This window comes from Streptomyces flaveolus, assembly GCF_014648815.1.
In the GTDB taxonomy this organism is placed as follows: Bacteria; Actinomycetota; Actinomycetes; order Streptomycetales; family Streptomycetaceae; genus Streptomyces; species Streptomyces flaveolus.
This window is the reverse complement of record NZ_BMRV01000016.1, coordinates 120,944-140,098: the sequence shown is the minus strand read 5'-3', so window position 1 is coordinate 140,098 and position 19,155 is coordinate 120,944. Positions and strand designations below refer to the sequence as shown.

Here is a 19,155-nt window from a genome sequence, read left to right as displayed (position 1 = left end):
CCTTCAGTCCGTGAGCAGGCCGAGCAGGCGGGCGGCGTTCTCCTTGAGGATCTTCGGCCGGACCTCGGGCTTGATGTCGAGCTTCTCGAAGTCCGCGAGCCACCGGTCGGGCGTGATGACGGGGTAGTCGGAGCCGAAGAGGACCTTGTCCTTCAGCAGACTGTTGGCGTACCGCACGAGCTGCGGCGGAAAGTACTTCGGGGACCAGCCGGACAGGTCGATGTAGACGTGGGGCTTGTGGGTGGCCACCGCGAGCGCCTCGTCCTGCCAGGGGAAGGACGGGTGGGCCAGGATGATCCGCAGCTGCGGGAAGTCCACGGCGACGTCGTCGACCAGCATGGGGTCGGAGTATTTCAGCCGGATGCCGCCGCCGCCCGGGACACCCGCGCCGATGCCGGTCTGGCCGGTGTGGAACAGGGCGGGCACGCCGAGTTCCTCGATGGCCTCGTACAGGGGGTAGGCGAGCGGGTTGTTCGGGGAGAACGCCTGGATGCTCGGGTGGAACTTGAACCCGCGCACGCCGTACTCCCGGACCAGGCGCCGGGCCTCCCGCACCCCCGCGCGTCCCTTGTGCGGGTCGATGGAGGCGAACGGGACGAGCACGTCGGCGTGGGCGGCGCAGCTCTCCGCGATCTCCTCGTTGGAGATCCGCGGGTGCCCGGTGGCGTGTTCGGCGTCGACGGTGAACACCACGGCCGCCATGCGGCGTTCACGGTAGTGGGCGGCCATCTCCTCGATGGTCGGCTGCCGGTGACCGTGGGCCTTGAAGTACTTCTCGGAGGCGCCGAACAGCTCGGGGCTCAGGGCCCCGTGGCCGTCCTTGGAGACCTCCGCGTGCGTGTGCACGTCGATGGCGGTGAGCCGGTCGAGATCCAGCGCGAGGTCGCCCATGTCACGCCACCGGGGCCGTGGGTGCCGGAATGCCGTACGTCTCCGGCTCGGCGCCCACGCCGTCCGCCCACTGCGCGGCGATCGTCTCCGCGTTCCAGCCGCCGTCGGCGAAGGCGACGGCCTTCTCCTTGGGGTGGGCCCACAGGGCCAGGCGGTCGCCGCCGACACCGATGGCCTGTCCGGTCACGTCCGCGGAGGCGTCCGAGGCCAGGAAGGTGACCAGGCCGGCGACATCCTCGACGGTGCCGAGTCCCTCGTCCTTGCGCAGCCAGTCCGGCAGCGGCGAGCCGTCCCGTTCGGCGGCCTCGATGACCGGGGCGAAGGCCGGGATGGTCTTGGTCATCTCGGTGGCGGCGACCGGCACCACGGCGTTGACCGTGACGCCGGCGCGGCCCAGTTCCATCGCCCAGGTCCGGGCCATGGCGACGATGCCGGCCTTGGCGGCGGCGTAGTTGGTCTGGCCGAAGTTGCCGCGCTGCCCGGCCGGCGAGGAGATCAGGATCAGCCGGCCACCGGTGCCCTGCTCCCGCATGCGGACGGCGGCGGCCCGGGCGCAGGTGAAGGTGCCGCGCAGATGGACGCGGACCACGGCGTCGAAGTCGTCGTCGGTCATCTTCCACAGCACGCGGTCGCGCAGGATGCCGGCGTTGGTGACCAGCACGTCCAGGCTGCCGAACTCCCGTACCGCCGTGTCCACCAGGAGCTGGGCCGCCTCGCTGTCGCCGACCGCGGCGACGACGCCGGTCGCCCTGCCGCCCGCGGACGTGATCGAGGCGACGGCCGCGTCGACGACCGCTCGTTCGACGTCGTTGACGACGACGGCGGCCCCCGCCGCGGCGAGTGCCTGCGCGTAGCCCAGCCCGAGACCGCGTCCGCTTCCGGTGACGACGGCGACTTTGCCCTGAAGGTCCATGAGAGGTGCCTCTCGTGTGCGGTGTGAGAAGGAATGCCGAAAGCGCCGGCCCGAGCCGGGATCGACAGGAATCCTGATGAACGGCAGTCTGGGCAATCATCAGGATTCCTGTCAATGCCTTAGTGTGGGACGCGCCGTCGAGCTGACGGCGCACAGCGAAGGGAGCGACATGAACCGACCCGCGCGGACCGCCACCTCGGGAGGGCGGACGTGACCACCTCGCTCCTCTACCTGGTCAAGAGGACGGAGCTGGCGGTGCGGGCCCGCCTCGAGGAGCTGCTCAGGCCCGCCGGCATCACGGCGCTGCAGTACACCGCCCTCACCGTGCTGGAGCGGCACGACGGCATCTCCGCCGCGCAGCTCGCCCGCGACTCCTTCGTCACCGCCCAGACCATGGCCGACATGGTGCGGGCCCTGGAGCGCCGTGGCCTGATCCGGCGTGAACCCAACCCGGTCAACCGCCGCGAGCGCCTCATCCTGCTCGCCGGACCGGGACGGCGGCTGCTCGCCGAGTACGCGGAACCGGCCCGCGAGCTGGAGCGGCGCATGGTCGCCGAACTGACCGCCGAGGAGATCGCCCTGTTCCGGAAGGCGCTGAACGAGGCGTGGCGCGCCCTGTCCTAGCCGGGCGGGGCCGTGCGCCGCCGGCGCCCGTGGGCGGGTCACCGGCGGCGCGACTGCTACGGGAGCGCCTGCATGCCGGATGATGGCGTCGTCGTCGCCGCCGTCGGGGCGGGCGATCCACGACCCGAGGTCGACCGCCCGGCCGTGCCGGGCACAGGACGTCGGGTCCGCCGCTGTGGGCGCTTCCCACCGTGGGTGATCGAAAGGGAAGGAGGCCGGGTGCTGGAGCGGCTGAACCAGGCCATGGAGCACATCGAGTCGCATCTCGACCAGCAGATCGACGTGGCCGAACTGGCACGCCTCGCCTGGACGTCGGAGTATCACTTCCGGCGCATGTTTTCCGCGCTGTCCGGCATGCCGCTGTCGGAGTACGTCCGGCGCAGGCGGCTGACGGTGGCCGGCGCCGAGGTGCTCGCCGGTGAGCGGACACTGCTGGACATCGCGATCCGCTACGGCTACGGGTCGGGTGAGGCCTTCGCGCGGGCGTTCCGCGCCCTGCACGGGGTCGGACCGGGCGAGGCCCGGCGGACCGGTGCGGCGCTGCACTCCCAGCCCCGGATGTCCTTCCGGATCGTCGTGGAGGGAAGCAGCGGCATGCGGTACAGGATCCTCGACAAGAAGGAGTTCCGGGTCGTCGGCAGGAAGGCCCGGGTGCCCCTGGTCCACGAGGGGGTCAACCCGGCGATCGCCGAGTTCATCCGGGGTATCGGCCCCGAGGCGCTGCGGCGGCTGGCGGCACTGTCCGACCAGGAACCGGAGGGCGTCGTGGGGGTGAGCGACCAGCTCGACCCCAGCCGGGCGGAGGGTACCGAACTCGACTACTACCACGCGGTGGTGACCGGGGCCGAGGCGCCCGCGGGCATGGACGTCCTCGACGTCCCGGCGGGAACGTGGGCGGTCTTCGAGAGCTCCGGCCCGTTCCCGCAGGCACTCCAGTACCTGTGGCGCGACGTGTACACGCAGTGGTTCCCCTCGAACCCGTACCGGAGCAGGCCGGGACCCGAGATCCTCCGCGTCCGCGTGTCCGAGGACGGGGCGCGGGCGGACGCGGAGGTCTGGATCCCCGTGGAGCGGGCCACCGGCTGAGCGGACGCCGGCCGGCGGCCCGCACGGGTCAGGGCGTCACCGGATTGCCGCCGAACGTCACCACGAGGCGGCCGTCCGAGGCGAAGGACCACCCCAGGGCGCCGCTGTACGCGGAGCACCGGGAGCCGTTCGAGCCGGTCCAGAACTGGTTGGTGCCGTCGGCGTCGCCCACGGTCTTGTCGTTCGAACCGTCGTCGCCGCGGCACGAGGTGTTGTTCCGGAACACCGAAGTGCCCTCGTCGAACGAGAAGTTGCGCTGGGCGTTGTCGATGCTGACGTTGCCCGACACCGTCATCGAGCCCGGGTTGCTGTTGTAGGTGAACCCGTGCTTGCCGTTGGCGTAGGCGATGCTGCGCCGGACGACGTGGTCGACCTCGATGTCCTCGCCGCCGAGCTTGTAGCCGTTGCGGTCGCCGCTGGAGTTCTGGGTGCCGTCGGAGAGGGTGCCGTTCTCGTAGGCGAGGGAGTCCTCGATGGTCACCGCGCCGATGGGGCCGGTGTCCGTCTTGGTGTAGAGGTCCCAGCCGTCGTCGATGTTGTGGTGGGAGACGGCGTAGCGGAAGACGTTGCCGGACCCGACGGTCAGCTTCGCGGCGAAGCCGTCGGCGTCCTCCCCGTCGGAGTCGGCGTTGTCGTGCGACTCCGCGCCGAGGATCAGGTTGTTCGACGGCCACTGGTCGCGGGGCGTCGTGGAGGCCGTCCGGGACAGCTGGAGGCCGGTGTCGCGGTTGAAGCGGGTGACCGTGCGCTCGATGACGTTGTGGCTGCCGCCGACGAAGATGCCGTTGTCCCCGGCGTGTTCGACGACGAGGCCCTTGATGTGCCAGTACGACGCGTTCAGGGCGAGGCCGCGGTTGGCCGAGTTCTCGGTCTGCGCGGAGAAGTTCAGCACCGGCGTCTCACCCGGGTAGGCGGCCAGTTCCGTGCGGTCGCCGGAGGTGCCGTCGTTGCCCTGCGGGACGGTGACGGTCTGGGCGTAGCGGTAGGTCCCGCCGCGGACGTAGATCGTGCCGCCGGGAGCGACGCGGCCGATCGCCGAGGTGAGCGTCGTCGGGTCGGCCTGGGTGCCGGACGCGCCGTCGCTGCCGTTCGGCGACACGTACAGGGCGGAGCCGGACGGCGGCGGCGTCGTCGTCCCGCCGCCCGTCACCTCGGCGTCGAGGTGGTCGAGGTTGGGCAGGCCGCCGGAGGTGGTGGGGCTGAGCCGGACCGTGTTGCCGCCCGCCTTCACCGGTACCGTGAGCGTCTTCGTCGCCCAGGCCGTCCAGGTGCCGGTGGTCTCGAAGGAGGCCGACGTGACGGTGGTGCCGTTCACGATGATGTCCGCGGCGCGTGCGCCGGTGGTGCCGTTGGCGAAGCGGATCTTCAGCGTCGCCGTGCCCGCGGTGGAGGCGTCGACGGTGAACTGGGCATAGGCGCCCGCCTTGTTGGTGCCGTTGCAGAAGCCGCTGCCGGAGTAGCCGGTCCAGTCGGAGTCGATGGTGCCGGTGCAGACCGCCGGGGAGCTCTCGGCCTCGTGGCGGACGGACGCGGCCTGCGCCGTGGGCCCGGACAGGACGACGAGGGTGCCGGCCAGCAGGCCGGCGCATGCGGTCAGGGATCTCACGTGCATCGTGTCTCCAGGGGGTCGGGTCCGACCGGGACTCGTGGGGGAACGGGAGGGAAAGCGCTTTCGGAACGGACCGTAAAGGGCTTGCCGTGAACGCGTCAATGGATGCGTACTTGATTCTTGTTCATCAGCCTGAACAACTGAGGGCCCGTCAGGACGGCTCCCGGCGTGTCGTGACACCCGTGCCGGGCACTGGGGGACGATGGCGTCCCGGGCAGACACGGGACCGGCCGGACAGGGAGGGCACGTGGACCAGCGCGCCGTACGGGAGTCGACCGCGCCGGCCGACGCTCCGGGGTGCGGTCCGCGCGACGGCGGAGAGGGGACGGACACCCGGCGCCGCATCCCCCGCACCGACGCCGTACTGCGGGAGCCGCGGCTCGCGCAGGCGGTGCACCGGCTCGGCCCCGACACGGTGAAGTCGGCCGTCCGGCAGGCCCAGGACCGGGCCCGCGAAGGGAAGCTCCTCCCCGAGGACGTGGCGGACACGGCCCTCGCCCTCCTGCCGCCCTCGGCCGGCGGACTGCGGCCGGTGATCAACGCGACCGGCGTGCTGCTGCACACCAACCTCGGCCGGGCCTCCCTGTCGCAGGCGGCCCGTCGCGCCGTGCGGGAGGCCGCCGGGCCGACGGACGTCGAACTCGACCTGCGCACCGGCGTACGCGCCCGCCGCGGGCGTACCGCACTGGCCGCTCTGCGGGCACGGGTGCCCTCGGCCGGTGCCGCGCACGTCGTGAACAACGGTGCCGCCGCCTTGGTGCTGGTGGCGACCGCGCTCGCCGCCGGCCGCGAGATCGTCATCAGCCGGGGAGAGATGGTGGAGATCGGGGACGGCTTCCGCCTGCCCGACCTGCTGGTGTCGACCGGGGCCCGGCTGCGCGAGGTCGGCACCACCAACCGCACCTCCGTCGCCGACTACGCCGACGCCCTCGGCCCCGAGACGGGCTTCGTCCTGAAGGTGCACCCCTCCAACTTCCGCATCAGCGGATTCACCAGCGCCGCCGGCACCGCCGAACTGGCCGCACTGGGCGCCCCGGTCGTCGTCGACATCGGCTCCGGGCTGCTCGCGCCCCACCCGCTGCTGCCCGGGGAACCGGACGCCGAGAGCCAACTGCGCTCCGGCGCCGCCCTGGTGACGGCCAGCGGCGACAAACTCCTCGGCGGACCCCAGTGCGGACTGCTGCTCGGCGACGACGCCCTCGTGCGGACGGTGTCCCGGCACCCCCTCGCCCGTGCCGTGCGGGTGGACAAGCTCACCCTGGCCGCGCTGCAGGCGACCCTGACCGGCCCCGGCACCCCGACCGCCGACGCCCTGGCCGCCGACCCGGTACGGCTCCGGCACCGCGCCGAACGGCTGGCGGCAACACTGGGAGCCGACGGCGTCGACGCGCGGGCCGTCGCGAGCGAGGCGACGGTGGGCGGCGGCGGTGCCCCCGGCGTCACCCTGCCCAGCGCTGCCCTCTCCCTCCCGGAGGCGTACGCCACCGCGCTGCGCACCGGCCGGATCCCCGTGGTGGGGCGTTTGGAGGGCGGCAGGTGCCTGCTCGATCTGCGCGCCGTACCGGCCGAGGACGACGAGCGGCTGGCCGAGGCCGTACGGGCCGCGGCGGAGAGGTAGGCGTCATGCGGGTGATGGCCACCGCCGGTCACGTCGACCACGGCAAGTCCGCCCTGGTGCGGGCGCTGACGGGCATGGAGCCCGACCGTCACGAGGAGGAGCGCCGCCGAGGGCTCACCCTGGACCTCGGATTCGTCTGGACCCGGACCGAGGAGGACGGGGACCTCGCCTTCGTGGACGTGCCCGGGCACGAGCGGTTCGTCGCCACCATGCTGGCCGGGGTCGGACCGGTGCCCGCCGTGCTCTTCGTGGTCGCCGCCGACCAGGGCTGGCAGCAGCAGTCTCGGGAACACCTCGCGATCATCGACGCCCTCGGCGTACGGCACGCCGTCCTCGCGGTGACCCGCAGCGACCTCGCCGACCCCGAGCCCGTACGGGCCGACGCCGTCGAACGCCTCGCCGCTACCTCCCTCGGCAAGGTGCCGGCCGTCGCGGTGAGTTCCGTCACCGGCGCCGGACTCGACGAACTGCGCGGGGAGCTGGGTCGGCTGGCCCGGTCGCTGCCGGTGCCGCCGGCCGACGCCGACGTACGGCTGTGGCTGGACCGGGCCTTCACGGTGCGCGGACGCGGCACGGTCGTGACCGGCACGCTCGGTGCGGGCACGCTGCGCGTCGGCGACCGGCTGCTGACGGGGGACGGCACGGCGGAACTGCGGGTGCGCGGGATGCAGTGCCTGCACGAGCAACGCACCACCGTGAGCGGGGTGGCCCGCGTGGCGGTCGACGTGCACGGAGCCGCCGACGGCACCCTGCGCCGGGGCCAGGTCCTGCTCTCGCCGGACCGCTGGCTGCTCACCGCACTGACCGACGTCCGCGTCACCGGGGAACCGGTCGCCGGCCTGCCCCGGGCCCCGACCCTGCACATCGGGACGGCCGCGGTGCCGGTGACCGTCCGCCCGCTCGGCGAGGACACGGCGAGGCTGACGCTCGGCCGCCCCCTGCCCCTGCGCGTCGGCGACCGCGCCGTCCTGCGAGAACCGGGCGGCACCCGCGTCCCCTGCGCGGTGACCGTCCTCGACGTGCGTCCGCCAGGCCTGGCCCGACGGGGAGCAGGCCGCGCCCGCGCCGGGGAACTCGCCACGATGACCGGACACCCGGACGGCGCCGCCGAGCTGCGGCGGCGCCGGATCGTACGGCGCGGCGAACTCATGGCGATGGGAGTGCCCCCGCCCGCCGAGCCCGTCGCCGGGGACTGGCTGGCCGACGCCGGCCACTGGGCGCGGCTGCGCGCACGCCTCGCCGAGGAGGTCGAGCGGCACGCCCGGCAGCACCCGATGGAACCGGGCCTGCCCGCCGAGGCCGCGCGCCACCTGCTCGGCCTCCCCGACCGGCTGCTGATCGACGCCCTCGCCCGGACCCCCGGCCGCCCCGAACTCCGTCACCGGCAAGGGCGGTTGTACGGCGCCGATGTCGGCCCCGCGCTGCCCCCGGCCCTGCGCGAGGCCGTGGACGCCGTTCGCCGGGACCTGACCCGTGCGCCGTTCCGCGCGCCCGAGGCGGACCGGCTGAGCGAACTCGGGCTCACCCGCAAGGCCCTGGCCGCGGCCGTCACCGCCGGCGTGCTCCTGCGGGTCGGCGACACCGTCGTGCTGCTGCCGGGCGCGGACACCGAGGCCGCCGCCGTCCTGGCCCGGCTGCCCCAGCCGTTCACCCTCAGCGAGGCCCGCCGGGCGCTGGACACGACGCGCAGGGTGGCCGTACCGCTGCTGGAGCACCTGGACGCGAGAGGGCTGACGGAGCGGGTGGACGACCAGCGCCGGCGCTGCCGGCCGGCGACCGGGAGCGGCGGAAGCGGAGACGGACGGGAATCGAACCCGCCTGCCCGAGATCCTCGGACACCTCGGTTTTGAAGACCGGGAGGGCCACCAGGCACCCACACGCCTCCACCGCCCGGCCAGGCTACACGGGCACCCGGCCACGGCCCCGTCACCCGGCGGGGCCCGTCACCACCGGTTTCCGTCACCACCGGGTCCCGTCACCACCGGGTCCCGTCACCACCGGGTCCCGTCACCACCGGGTCCCGTCACCACCGGGTCCCGTCACCACCAAGGAGTACCGGCATGACATCGACGAGCGAGACCGCCGTGCGCCTCACCCAGTACGCCCACGGCGGCGGCTGCGCCTGCAAGATCCCTCCCGGCGAACTCGAGGACGTGCTCGGCCCGCTGGCCCGGACGCGGACCACCACGAGCGACTTCCCGCTCCTGGTGGGGCTGGCCACCGGTGACGACGCGGCCGTCGTCACCCTGCCGACACCGCCCGGCGGTACCGCGCAGGCCGTGGTGTCCACGGCCGACTTCTTCACCCCGGTCGTCGACGACCCCTACGATTGGGGGCGCGTCGCCGCCGCCAACGCGCTCTCCGACGTCTACGCGATGGGCGGCCGCCCGGTCCTCGCGGTCAACCTGCTGGCCTGGCCGCGCGACGTCCTGCCCTTCGAGCTGGCCCGCGAGGTGCTGCGCGGCGGCCTGGACATCGCCGCCGAGGCCGGCTGCCACGTGGGCGGCGGGCACAGCGTCGACGACCCCGAACCCAAGTACGGCATGGCCGTCACCGGCCTGGCCGACCCCGCCCGGCTGCTGCGCAACGACGCCGGCCGGCCCGGCGTGCCGCTGTCGCTGACCAAACCGCTCGGCCTCGGTGTCCTCAACAACCGTCACAAGGCCACCGGTGAGCGGTTCGAACAGGCGGTGGCGGCCATGGTCGCCCTCAACCGGGACGCGGCCGCGGCGGCGCTGGACGCCGGGGCGGTCTGCGCCACCGACATCACCGGCTTCGGCCTCCTCGGCCACCTGCACAAACTGGCCCGCGCCTCCGGAGTGACCGCCGTGCTCGACACCGCCGCCGTGCCCTGCCTGGACGGCGCGCGGGAGGCGGTGCGCGACGGCTACGTCAGCGGTGGCACGCGGCGCAACCTGGAGTGGGTGGCGCCGTTCACCGACTTCGGGGACACGGACGCCGACACCCGCATCCTCCTGGCCGACGCCCAGACCTCCGGCGGACTGCTCGTGGCCGGCGAGGTGCCAGGAGCGCCGGTGATCGGCGAACTGGTCGCCCGCGGGCCGCACTCGGTCGTCCTGCGCTGACCGGCCGGCGTCCACCGCCCGTCCGTCACGGCTCCGTGCCGGTGTGCTCGTCGATGCCCGCGCGTGCCCGGTACTCCCGCACCAGCGCCGGCGCGGCCGGGCCCCTCGGGCGCCGGCCGGGCCGGATGTCCACGGCGAACGCCTTCGTCTCCTGGATGTGCGTGTTCGGGTCGAGGGAGAGATGCAGCAGCTCGTTGGCCGCGTCGCCCGTGCTGCAGCCGTTCGGACCCCAGTGATAGGGCAGCCCCACCTGGTGCAGGGTCCGGCCGTGCACGGTCAGCGGCGCCACCCGGTCGGTGACCAGCACCCGCGCCTCGACCACGCCGCGGGCGCTGACGATCGTCGCCCAGCCGGTGTGCTCCAGATCGCGCTCGGCCGCCAGCTCGGGGGAGACCTCGCAGAAGAACTCCGGTTGCAGCTCCGCCAGATACGGCTGCCAGCGGGACATGCCGCCCGCCGTGTGATGCTCGGTGAGCCGGTACGTGGTGGCGACGTACGGGAACACCTCCGAGCCGGGGGCGCCCGCGCTCGGCTGGTAGCGGTTGTCCGGATGCGGGGGCAGCAGGTGCCGTACCGGGTTGCGCTGTTGGCCGTACAGCAGGTTGGGGAAGGGCGAGTCCTGCGGCTCGTAGTGCGCGGGCAGCGGGCCGTCGGTGAGTCCGGAGGGCGCGTACAACCAGGCCTTGCCGTCGGCCTGCATGATGAACGCGTCGGTGCCCGACAGGGCCTCGGGCCCGGTCGCGCCGGGCGGCGGCACGTGGTCGGGGGACTTGTCGGAGGGGAAGTCCGGGACGTCGTGCCCGACCCACTTCTCCTGGTCCTCGTCCCACCACACCAGCGCCTTGCGCTCGCTCCACGGCCTGCCGTCGGGGTCGGCCGAGGCGCGGTTGTACAGCACCCGGCGGTTGGCCGGCCACGCCCAGCCCCACTCGGCCGCCACCCAGTCCTGCTGCTCCCCGGGTTTGCGGCGGGCGGCCTGGTTGACGCCGTCGGCGTGGACCCCGCAGTAGATCCAGCAGCCGCACACCGTGGAGCCGTCGTCGCTCAACTGCTGGTAGGAGGACAGCGGCCGGCCGTCGGCGTCGTGGCCGTTGATCTCGGCCAGCACCGCTTCCGCGTCCGGTTCGGACAGCTCGCCCTTGACCGGGTAGTCCCAGGTCAGGTCGACGATCGGCCGGTCCATGGGGTCGGTGGAGCCGGCGAGCTTGTGACGGATGATCCGCCCCAGGTGGTAGGTGAACCACAGGTCGCTGCGGGCTTCGCCGGGCGGCCGGACCGCCTGGTGGTGCCACTGCAGCAGGCGCTGGGTGTTGGTGAAGCTGCCGTCCTTCTCGGTGTGGGCGGCGGCCGGCAGGAAGAACACCTCGGTGCCGATGTCCTCCGTGCGCATCTCACCCGTCTCGATCTCCGGTCCGTCCTTCCACCAGGTCGCCGACTCGATGAGCGAGAAGTCCCGCACCACCAGCCAGTCCAGGTTCGCCATCCCGAGCCGCTGCATCTTGCCGTTGGCCGAGCCGACCGCCGGGTTCTCGCCCATCAGGAAGTAGCCCTTGCAGGTCCCCTCCAACTGGGCCATGACCGTCTCGTAGGTCGAGTGGGAGCCCGTCAGCCGCGGCAGGTAGTCGAAGCAGAAGTCGTTCTCCGCCGTCGCCGCCTCGCCCCAGTAGGCCTTCAGCAGGCTCACCAGGTAGGCGCGCATGTTGCCCCAGTAGCCCTTGCGGGCCGCCTCGCCCCGCACGAACGCGTCCAGGCCCTCCCGCTGGTGCGCGTGCGGCATCGGGATGTACCCCGGCAGCAGGTTGAACAGGGTCGGGATGTCCGTGGAGCCCTGGATGGAGGCGTGTCCCCGCAGGGCCAGGATGCCGCCGCCGGGCCGGCCGATGTTGCCGAGCAGGCTCTGCAGCACGGACGCCGCGCGGATGTACTGCACGCCCACCGTGTGCTGCGTCCAGCCGACCGCGTAGGCGAAGGCGGTGGTCCGGTCGCGGCCCGAGTTCTCCGTGACCAGCTCGCACACCTGCCGGAACAGGTCCTGCGGCACCCCGCAGATCCGCTCGACCATCTCCGGCGTGTAGCGGGCGTAGTGCCGCTTCAGCACCTGGAAGACGCAGCGCGGGTGCGTCATCGTCTCGTCCCGCTCGATCTCGCCCCCGCCGATGTCGGCGCCGCCCGAGCCGTGGGTCTCGCCGCGCGCCGCCTCCGTCACCGAGGCGCCGCCGCCCGTGCGGTCTTCGTACTGCAGGTCGCGCTCACCGGAGGCGGCCTGCATCTTCGTACCCTCGTACTGCCAGCTGCCGTTGTCGTAGCTGCGGCTGTCGGGGTCGAGACCGGAGAAGACGCCGTCGAGGTCCTCGGTGTCCCGGAAGTCCTCGCGCAGCACGACGGGACCGTTGGTGTAGGCGACGACGTAGTCGCGGAAGTACTTGTCGTGGCCGAGGACGTAGTTGACGATGCCGCCGAGGAAGGCGATGTCCGAGCCCGCGCGCAGCGGCACGTGCACGTCGGCCAGCGCGCTGGTGCGGGTGAACCGCGGGTCGACGTGGATCACCTTCGCGCCGCGGGCCCTGGCCTCCATCACCCACTGGAACCCGACGGGATGGCACTCGGCCATGTTCGAGCCCTGGATGACGATGCAGTCCGAGTTCTGCAGGTCCTGCTGGAAGGTGGTCGCGCCGCCGCGGCCGAACGAGGTTCCCAGACCGGGAACGGTGGAGGAGTGTCAAACACGTGCCTGATTCTCGATCTGCACCGCGCCCAGAGCGGTGAACAGCTTCTTGATCAGGTAGTTCTCCTCGTTGTCCAGCGTCGCGCCACCGAGGCTCGCGATGCCCAGCGTGCGGCGGGTACGGGTCTCGTCGACCTCCCACTGCCAGCCCGCGCGCCGGGCCTCGATCACCCGGTCGGCGATCATGTCCATCGCCGTGTCCAGGTCCAGGCGCTCCCAGTCGGTGCCGTGCGGGCGCCGGTACAGGACGTGGTGCTCGCGGGCGCCGCCCGTCGTCAGCTGGAGGCTCGCCGAGCCCTTGGGGCAGAGCCGGCCACGGGAGACGGGCGAGTCGGGGTCGCCCTCGATCTGGGTGACGCGCCCGTCCTCGACGTACACGTTCTGGCCGCAGCCCACGGCACAGTACGGGCAGACGGACTTCACCACCCGGTCCGCCGTGGCCACCCGGGGGGTGAGCCGTGCGCTCGCTCCGCTCTTGGCGGCGGCGCCGCGGCCCAGGGGGTCGGTGCCCTTGAGCTGGCGATAGACCGGCCAGGAGTCGATCCAGGTGCGTACGCCCATGCCGTCCTCCGCCCTTCCTCGGTGTGCTCCGCCGCCGGCCCGGGTGTCCGGTTTCCGGCGATCCAACCGTGCCGTGCCGTCAGGTCAGCCCGCACCGTCCTCCAGCCGCTCCCGCTGCGGGACGACGGTGTACCGGGGATCCTCCGCCGAGGCCACCCCGGCGTGGAACACGCCGAACCGCAGGGCCGCGGAACCCGCCAGCAGCGCCGCCCCGGCCGGCGCGGCCGCGGCGCGGCGGCGGCCCGCCACGGCGGCCAGGGCCGCGCCACCGGCCGTCAGCGCCTCCGCCCCGCGCAGCAGTCCGCGCGCCCTGCCCCGCTCGAAGGGCTCGGACACCATCCCCATCCGCCGCTTCATCAGCCGGAAGGCACCCAGCTCCAGGGCCGCCCCCAGCACCGCCGTCCGGCGCGCGGGCCCCGTCTGCGCCGGCGGCACACCGGCCAGCGCCAGCCCCGCCGCCGCGGTCGCCGCCGAACCGGCGAAGACGAACGGCAGCTCCCGGTAGCCCTCGTGCCAGGAGGGCACCGCGGTGTCCGACAGCAGCACGGCGGTGTACGTGGCGACCGCCGGGCCGAGCACGGAGGCGGCCGCCGTGGCGGCGGACCCGGCCGGCCGGAACCGGCCGCTCACGTCGGCCGCCGCGGCGACCACGGCGAGCGGGGCGTAGCCTGCCAGCAGCCAGGAGCCCACGTTCATCGGCGAGGTGGGCTTGAAGACGCGCAGCATGTTGAGGAACCGGGAGGGCCGGCCCAGGTCGTGCACCAGCGCGCCGAGCGACAGCGAGACGGCGCCCGCCGCGCCCAGCTTCGCCGTGCGCGCCAGCGCCGGACGCCCCGTGGCGTGCCCGCCGGCCGCCAGCAGCGACGACGCGCCCGCGAGCCCGCCCAGCCAGAGGTAGCCCGCGATGTCGAGGGCCGCCCAGTTCGGCCTGTTCAGCACCGGCTTGCCGTAGTACGAGGAGAACTCGGCGTCCGGCACCAGCGGTTGCTCACCGCGCCCACGGCGACGGCGGCGGCGCCCGGCGTGCGCTCCCGTCGGGGCGTCCCGTCCGGGCCGCGCGCCCTGGACTCCGTCGCGGGTGACGTCCGAACCGGTCATCGGGGCCTCCTGGCGAATCCGGCGACGGCCAGCGCGGCCAGCGACGCGGCGGCCACCGCCGCGTGCCGCCACATCGAGGGCAGGTCGCGGGTGGTCACCACCGGGTCGGGCGGCAGCCCGTACACCTCCGGCTCGTCCAGCAGCAGGAAGAAGGCGCCGTCGCCGCCCACACCGTCGTCCGGGCTCTCCCCGTACAGGCGCGCGTCGCTCACCCCGGCCGCGTGCAGCCGCGCGACCCTGGCGGCCGCCCGCTCGCGCAGTTCGTCGAGCGGGCCGAACTGGATCGAGTCGGTCGGGCACGCCTTCGCGCAGGCCGGTTCCATGCCGACGCCGAGCCGGTCGTAGCACAGCGTGCACTTCCAGGCGCGTCCGTCGCCCTCCCGCTGGTCGATGACGCCGTAGGGGCAGGCGGGCACGCAGTAGCCGCAGCCGTTGCAGATGTCCTCCTGCACGACCACCGTGCCGAACTCGGTGCGGAACAGGGACCCGGTGGGGCACACGTCCAGGCATGCGGCGTGGGTGCAGTGCTTGCACACGTCGGAGGCCATGAGCCAGCGCAGCTCGGTACGCCCGTCCGGGCCGGGGGAGGAGGGCGGGGCGCCCAGGCCCCGGGCGGCGGCGAAGACGTCCACGTCCTCGTGACCGACATCCGGCTCCCGGCCGCCGAACGGCACCCGCTGCTCGATGAAGGCGACGTGCCGCCAGGCGTCGGCGCCGAGCCCCTGCGTGTTGTCGTAGGACATGCCGGTGAGCAGCAGACCGTCCGCCGGCACGGCGTTCCACTCCTTGCAGGCCACCTCGCAGGCCTTGCAGCCGATGCACACGGAGGTGTCGGTGAAGAAACCGACGCGGGGCGGGGGATCGGGATGACCGGCCGCGGCCGCCACGTCCGGCTCCGGCCCGGAGAGCCGGTGGGCGTGCTGCGCACGGCCGCCGGTCCGGGCGGCGCTCTCCTCGGTCATGCCCGTACCTCCACGCCCCTCGGTGCCCTCCCGAGCCTGGCACGGGTGCCCGCGGCGCGCGCGCCCGAGACGGCCGACGGTGGCTCCCGGGCCGCGGGGACGTGTCAGGAGACGGCGGGTCCGGTGATCGGCCTCCCGTCGCCGTCGTAGGGCCAGACGTTGGTGGTGCAGCCGTGCAGTCCCTTGATCTGCTGCATCATCACCGGGGCGGGCCGCCCCGGGCCGGGACACCCCTCGTGGCCGTGGCCCAGGAAGTGCCCGACCTCGTGGTTGACGATGAGCGCCCGGTACGACGTCACGTCGTCCGCGTAGTACCGCGTGGCCAGCAGCCACCGCTTGAGGTTGACCATGACGTCCTGGCCGACGTTGCAGTTGACCTCGCCGCCGGTGTCCAGGCCGTACCGGCCGCATACGTCGTCCACCGTTCCCGCCGTGGCGAGCCGCACCCGGAAGTCGGACGCGCCGCCGGACACGCGGCGGAACCCCACCTCGCCGTCGGCCGTCCAGCCCCGGTCGTCGGCGAGGATCCGCTCGACCTCGGTGGCGACGTCCCCCGCCGACACCCCGATGCCGTCCTCGACCTGGACGACGTAGGTCAGCGTGCGCCCGCTCCCGCCGGCCCGGTCGCCGCCGCCCCCGGCGGTGGTGAACGTCCCCGGCCCCGAGGACGGGATCGAGACGGGGCTCGCCGAACCGTCCGGCTGAACCTCCTGGTCCTCCGCCTCGGCCGCCCTGTCCGGCGCGGGCCGCCCGGCCGGCGAGGAGGCACCGGCGGACGGCCGAGGCTCCACCGTCGTGACCGGACCGGCCGCGCCGGCGGGACGTCCGGAGGCGGAGGTGCTCCCCTTCACGGCCAGCCCTGCGGCGAGCAGCACGACGGCCGCCGTCAGTCCCGCCCAGAGGACCGGCGCCTTCCGGCCCCGCCCGCGGCGGACACGTCTCCCGCTCCGGCGGGCCCTGTCGGCGGACGGTGAGGGCGTCGATCGGTGCGCGTTCATGATCACGCAGCGTGCCCCGGCCGTGTGATCGCCGGTGGACCGCTTGTGGACCGTCCTGTAACAGCCGCCCACCCGTGCGCGAACACCCGTTCGCCCCGACGCATACTGAGACCCATGCCACGGGTCCTGATCATCGAAGACGACCGCGCCGTCCGGGAGGGCGTCCGCCTCGCCCTGCGCCGCCAGGGGCACGAGGTCGCTGCCGCCGCGACCGGCGAGGACGGACTGCGGGAACTGCGCACGTTCCGGCCCGACGCCGTCGTCCTCGACCTGATGCTGCCCGGCATGTCCGGACTGGAGGTGTGCCGCCGCATCCGCGACCACCACCAGGTGCCCATCATCATGGCCACCGCCCGCGGTGACGACGCCGACGTCGTCGTCGGACTGGAGGCCGGAGCCGACGACTACGTGGTCAAGCCCGTCCGCGCCCGCGTCCTGGACGCACGCATCCGGGCGGTGCTGCGCCGCGCGGGCGGCCCGTCGGAGGACCACGGCGGCCCGCGAACCGAGCAGCACGGTGACCTGACCATCGACCGCGCCGGACTCACCGTCACCCACCAGGGGCGGCCCGTCGCCCTCGCACCGTCCGAGCTGCGGCTGCTGCTCACCCTGTCCGCCTCGCCCGGCCAGGTGTTCAGCCGGCAGCAGCTCCTGGAAGCCGTGTGGGAGCACAACTACCACGGGGACGCGCGGCTCGTGGACGCCTGCGTCAAGCGCCTCAGGTCCAAGATCGGCGAGCCCGCGGACCAGCCGCACCACATCCACACCGTGCGCGGTTTCGGCTACCGCTTCGGGCCCCGATGAGAGCGGTGAAGCTGCTGCGCGCGCTGGGCGGACTCCGCCTGCGGCTGGTGGTGGCCTTCGCCTTCGTCGCCGCCGCGGCCACGGTGACCACCGGCGCGCTGACCTTCCGCGAGGCACGGACCGGCATCCTCCAGCAGAGCCAGGACACGGTGATCGAGGACTTCCGCGACCGGGTCAACGCCCTGGTGCCCAACTACCGGTTCCCGCCCGACCGGACCGACCTGGAGTCGTTCGCCGCCGACGTGGCCCGCGGCGGACGGTCCCAGAACTGGCGGGTGCTGGCCGCCTACCGGGAGCTGAGCGCCACGTCCACCCCCGGTGACGCGTTCGGCGAGCTGTCCCCGGGAATGCGCGAGTCGGTGCGCTCGCGCCGTGCCACGGTCTTCCAGCGGGTGACGAGGGACGGCCGCTCCTCCCTCGTCGTCGGCATGCCCGTCACCTTCGCCGGCCCGTACCCCGTCTCCGAGCCCGCGTCCGGGCTCGAGGTCTACCTCACCGTGCCCCAGAACGAGGAACAGGGATACGTCGACGCCCTGGTCACCGCCATCGAACGCGCCACCGTGCCCGCCCTCGCCCTGGCCGTCGTCCTCGCCCTGCTGGCCGCGCGCGGGGTGCTGCGGCCGGTCCGGGAACTGCGCCGGGCGACCCGCAGCATCGCCGAGGGCCGGCTCGACACCCGGCTCGCCGTGCAGGGCACCGACGAACTGGCCGATCTCTCCCGCACCTTCAACGAGACCGCCGAGGCGCTGGAGGGGTCGGTCGCGGAACTGCGGCGCATGGAGGCCGGTGCCCGGCGCTTCGCCGCCGACGTCTCGCACGAGCTGCGCACCCCGCTCGCGGCGATGACGGCGGTCACCGACGTGCTGGACGAGGACGCCGCCGGGCTGGACGACGACACCGCGACGGCCGTACGCCTCATCAGCGAGGAGACCACCAAACTGGCCGGTCTGGTGAACGACCTCATGGAGATCTCCCGGTTCGACGCCGGCGCGGCCGACCTCCACCTGGACGACATCGACCTCGCCGAGTCCGTCCGGCGCACCCTCGCCACGCGCGGCTGGACGGACACGGTGGAGACCGGCCTGCCGGAACCCGGCACACTGCGCGGCCGCGTCGACCCGCGCCGCCTCGACGTCGTCGTCGCCAACCTCGTCGCGAACGCCCTCCGCCACGGCCGTCCCCCCGTGCACCTGCGCCTCTACGCACGTCACGACCCCGAAGCGGGCGGACAGGCGGTCGTCGAGGTCCGCGACAGCGGGGACGGCATCCCCGACAGCGTCCTGCCGCACGTCTTCGACCGCTTCTACAAATCGGACTCCGCCCGGGTCCGCAGCGAGGGCAGCGGGCTCGGACTGGCCATCACCACCGAGAACGTCCGCCTGCACGGCGGCACCGTCCGGGCGGCCAACCATCCGGACGGCGGCGCCGTCTTCACGGTCGTCCTCCCCCTGCGCCAGGACGGCGCGGCGGACGGAACGAGAAGCCCGGCGAAGGAGGACCGCGCATGAACGTCCGGCGCGCGCTGCCGGCCCTGCTGCTGACGGCGGGCCTCGCCCTGTCCGCCTGCGACATCCCCGCGACCGGCGTGGTCGAGGCCGGCGAACCCGCCACCGGCGTCCTCCAACCGCCTGGCGCCACCCGGGCACCGGAGAAGCCCCGGGCCCTGCCGGCCGCCACGGTCCCGCTGTACTTCCTCTCCGACGGTTCCCTGGTCCCCGTCTCCCGCACGCTGCCCGGCGGGGCGGAACTCGGCAGCACGGTACTGATGCTGTTCAAGGGCCCGGACACCGCGGAACGGGAGCGGGGACTGACCACCGAACTGCCGCCGACCGGCGTCGCGCCCACCATACGGACCGACGGCGCGACGGTCACCGTCGAACTCCCGCCGGCCGCCGCCGGACTGAGCGGCACGGCCGTCGACCAGCTGGCCTGCACGGTGGCCGGTGCCCGACTGCTCCAGGACCCGGAACTGGGCAGCGCGCAGGTGACCGTGGAGCAGCCGGGCGGGCGGCTGGCCGGCCGGTCCAGCGACGACTGCCCCGGTATGGCGACCGCCGTGCCCACCGCGGCCGTGCCCACGGGGTGACCGCCCGGCCCGTCCGGCGGCACCGGCGAGGAAGCGGCCGCGCCACCCCGCCTGCCGGCGGACCGCCCCCCCGGTGGCACCGTGTGCGGCGTGA

The 19,155-nt window shown here is 73.8% G+C and carries 14 protein-coding genes, 1 tRNA gene and 1 pseudogene; 8 read left to right on the top strand and 8 right to left on the bottom strand.

Features of this window, described 5'->3' with window-relative positions; translation table 11 throughout:
- Positions 1 to 3: 3 nt before the first annotated feature.
- Positions 4 to 876, bottom strand: a complete 873-nt coding sequence (locus tag IEZ05_RS30205; protein WP_308426970.1) for an amidohydrolase family protein — start codon at positions 874 to 876, stop codon at positions 4 to 6.
- Positions 877 to 892: 16 nt separating this feature from the next.
- On the bottom strand, positions 893 to 1,804 hold the full coding sequence (locus IEZ05_RS30200) for an SDR family oxidoreductase (RefSeq protein WP_189233450.1): 912 nt from the start codon (positions 1,802 to 1,804) through the stop codon (positions 893 to 895).
- 210 nt (positions 1,805 to 2,014) lie between these two features.
- Here IEZ05_RS30200 and IEZ05_RS30195 point away from each other — a divergent pair, with 210 nt between their 5' ends.
- Together IEZ05_RS30195 and IEZ05_RS30190 are read left to right on the top strand one after the other, a co-directional pair.
- A complete protein-coding gene (locus tag IEZ05_RS30195; RefSeq protein ID WP_229869927.1) occupies positions 2,015 to 2,428 on the top strand; it encodes a MarR family winged helix-turn-helix transcriptional regulator in 414 nt (137 codons plus the stop codon).
- Between the two features lie 219 nt (positions 2,429 to 2,647).
- A complete protein-coding gene (locus tag IEZ05_RS30190) occupies positions 2,648 to 3,514 on the top strand; it encodes an AraC family transcriptional regulator (protein WP_189233449.1) in 867 nt (288 codons plus the stop codon).
- A 28-nt stretch (positions 3,515 to 3,542) separates the two neighbouring features.
- Here the strand turns inward: IEZ05_RS30190 and IEZ05_RS30185 are convergent, their stop codons facing one another.
- Positions 3,543 to 5,126 carry a carbohydrate-binding protein gene (locus tag IEZ05_RS30185; protein WP_189233448.1) on the bottom strand — a complete coding sequence of 528 codons (1,584 nt, stop codon included), beginning with the start codon at positions 5,124 to 5,126 and terminating at the stop codon, positions 3,543 to 3,545.
- A gap of 340 nt (positions 5,127 to 5,466) precedes the next feature.
- Here IEZ05_RS30185 and selA point away from each other — a divergent pair, with 340 nt between their 5' ends.
- Both selA and IEZ05_RS30175 read left to right on the top strand, forming a co-directional pair.
- On the top strand, positions 5,467 to 6,741 hold the full coding sequence (selA, locus tag IEZ05_RS30180; RefSeq protein WP_229869930.1) for an L-seryl-tRNA(Sec) selenium transferase: 1,275 nt from the start codon (positions 5,467 to 5,469) through the stop codon (positions 6,739 to 6,741).
- Between the two features lie 5 nt (positions 6,742 to 6,746).
- Positions 6,747 to 8,489: pseudogene (locus tag IEZ05_RS30175) on the top strand (SelB domain-containing protein); the annotation flags it as partial.
- Between the two features lie 43 nt (positions 8,490 to 8,532).
- On the opposite strand, the gene IEZ05_RS30170 reads toward IEZ05_RS30175, so the two are convergent.
- Positions 8,533 to 8,626 (bottom strand) — tRNA-Sec (locus IEZ05_RS30170).
- 175 nt (positions 8,627 to 8,801) lie between these two features.
- On the opposite strand from IEZ05_RS30170, the gene selD reads away from it, so the two are divergent.
- On the top strand, positions 8,802 to 9,827 hold the full coding sequence (gene selD / locus IEZ05_RS30165) for a selenide, water dikinase SelD (protein ID WP_189233446.1): 1,026 nt from the start codon (positions 8,802 to 8,804) through the stop codon (positions 9,825 to 9,827).
- Positions 9,828 to 9,852: 25 nt separating this feature from the next.
- On the opposite strand, the gene fdh is transcribed toward selD, so the two are convergent.
- The 4 genes from fdh to IEZ05_RS30140 all read right to left on the bottom strand — a co-directional run bounded on the left by fdh (position 9,853) and on the right by IEZ05_RS30140 (position 16,171).
- Positions 9,853 to 13,113 carry a formate dehydrogenase gene (gene fdh / locus IEZ05_RS30160; protein ID WP_229869926.1) on the bottom strand — a complete coding sequence of 1,087 codons (3,261 nt, stop codon included), beginning with the start codon at positions 13,111 to 13,113 and terminating at the stop codon, positions 9,853 to 9,855.
- An 84-nt stretch (positions 13,114 to 13,197) separates the two neighbouring features.
- Positions 13,198 to 14,211, bottom strand: a complete 1,014-nt coding sequence (gene nrfD, locus IEZ05_RS30150) for an NrfD/PsrC family molybdoenzyme membrane anchor subunit (RefSeq protein WP_189233444.1) — start codon at positions 14,209 to 14,211, stop codon at positions 13,198 to 13,200.
- Entirely contained in the window at positions 14,208 to 15,173 is a 966-nt protein-coding gene (locus IEZ05_RS30145; RefSeq protein ID WP_189233443.1) for a 4Fe-4S dicluster domain-containing protein, read from the bottom strand. The genes nrfD and IEZ05_RS30145 overlap by 4 nt, the downstream gene beginning before the upstream one ends.
- Positions 15,174 to 15,277: 104 nt before the next feature.
- Positions 15,278 to 16,171, bottom strand: coding sequence for a DUF3152 domain-containing protein (locus tag IEZ05_RS30140; RefSeq protein ID WP_189233442.1), 894 nt, complete (start codon positions 16,169 to 16,171; stop codon positions 15,278 to 15,280).
- 114 nt (positions 16,172 to 16,285) lie between these two features.
- Between IEZ05_RS30140 and IEZ05_RS30135 the strand changes: the two genes are divergently transcribed.
- From IEZ05_RS30135 to IEZ05_RS30125, 3 genes are read left to right on the top strand one after another with little or no spacing between them, the layout of a single operon-like run.
- Positions 16,286 to 16,975, top strand: a complete 690-nt coding sequence (locus IEZ05_RS30135) for a response regulator transcription factor (protein WP_189233441.1) — start codon at positions 16,286 to 16,288, stop codon at positions 16,973 to 16,975.
- Positions 16,972 to 18,483 (top strand): sensor histidine kinase, encoded by a 1,512-nt coding sequence (locus tag IEZ05_RS30130; protein ID WP_189233440.1) that lies wholly within the window; start codon positions 16,972 to 16,974, stop codon positions 18,481 to 18,483. The genes IEZ05_RS30135 and IEZ05_RS30130 overlap by 4 nt, the downstream gene beginning before the upstream one ends.
- Positions 18,480 to 19,061, top strand: a complete 582-nt coding sequence (locus IEZ05_RS30125; protein ID WP_189233439.1) for a GerMN domain-containing protein — start codon at positions 18,480 to 18,482, stop codon at positions 19,059 to 19,061. Before IEZ05_RS30130 ends, IEZ05_RS30125 begins: the two co-directional genes overlap by 4 nt.
- The last annotated feature ends 94 nt before the right edge of the window (positions 19,062 to 19,155 follow it).

What these genes read in the sequence shown, in the direction of transcription:
- IEZ05_RS30200 (WP_189233450.1), bottom strand. Translation starts at nt 1,804, where the DNA reads ATGGACCTTCAGGGCAAAGTCGCCGTCGTCACCGGAAGCGGACGCGGT.
- IEZ05_RS30185 (WP_189233448.1), bottom strand. Translation starts at nt 5,126, where the DNA reads ATGCACGTGAGATCCCTGACCGCATGCGCCGGCCTGCTGGCCGGCACC.
- selD (WP_189233446.1), top strand. Translation starts at nt 8,802, where the DNA reads ATGACATCGACGAGCGAGACCGCCGTGCGCCTCACCCAGTACGCCCAC.
- nrfD (WP_189233444.1), bottom strand. Translation starts at nt 14,211, where the DNA reads ATGACCGGTTCGGACGTCACCCGCGACGGAGTCCAGGGCGCGCGGCCC.
- IEZ05_RS30145 (WP_189233443.1), bottom strand. Translation starts at nt 15,173, where the DNA reads ATGACCGAGGAGAGCGCCGCCCGGACCGGCGGCCGTGCGCAGCACGCC.
- IEZ05_RS30140 (WP_189233442.1), bottom strand. Translation starts at nt 16,171, where the DNA reads ATGAACGCGCACCGATCGACGCCCTCACCGTCCGCCGACAGGGCCCGC.
- IEZ05_RS30135 (WP_189233441.1), top strand. Translation starts at nt 16,286, where the DNA reads ATGCCACGGGTCCTGATCATCGAAGACGACCGCGCCGTCCGGGAGGGC.
- IEZ05_RS30130 (WP_189233440.1), top strand. Translation starts at nt 16,972, where the DNA reads ATGAGAGCGGTGAAGCTGCTGCGCGCGCTGGGCGGACTCCGCCTGCGG.
- IEZ05_RS30125 (WP_189233439.1), top strand. Translation starts at nt 18,480, where the DNA reads ATGAACGTCCGGCGCGCGCTGCCGGCCCTGCTGCTGACGGCGGGCCTC.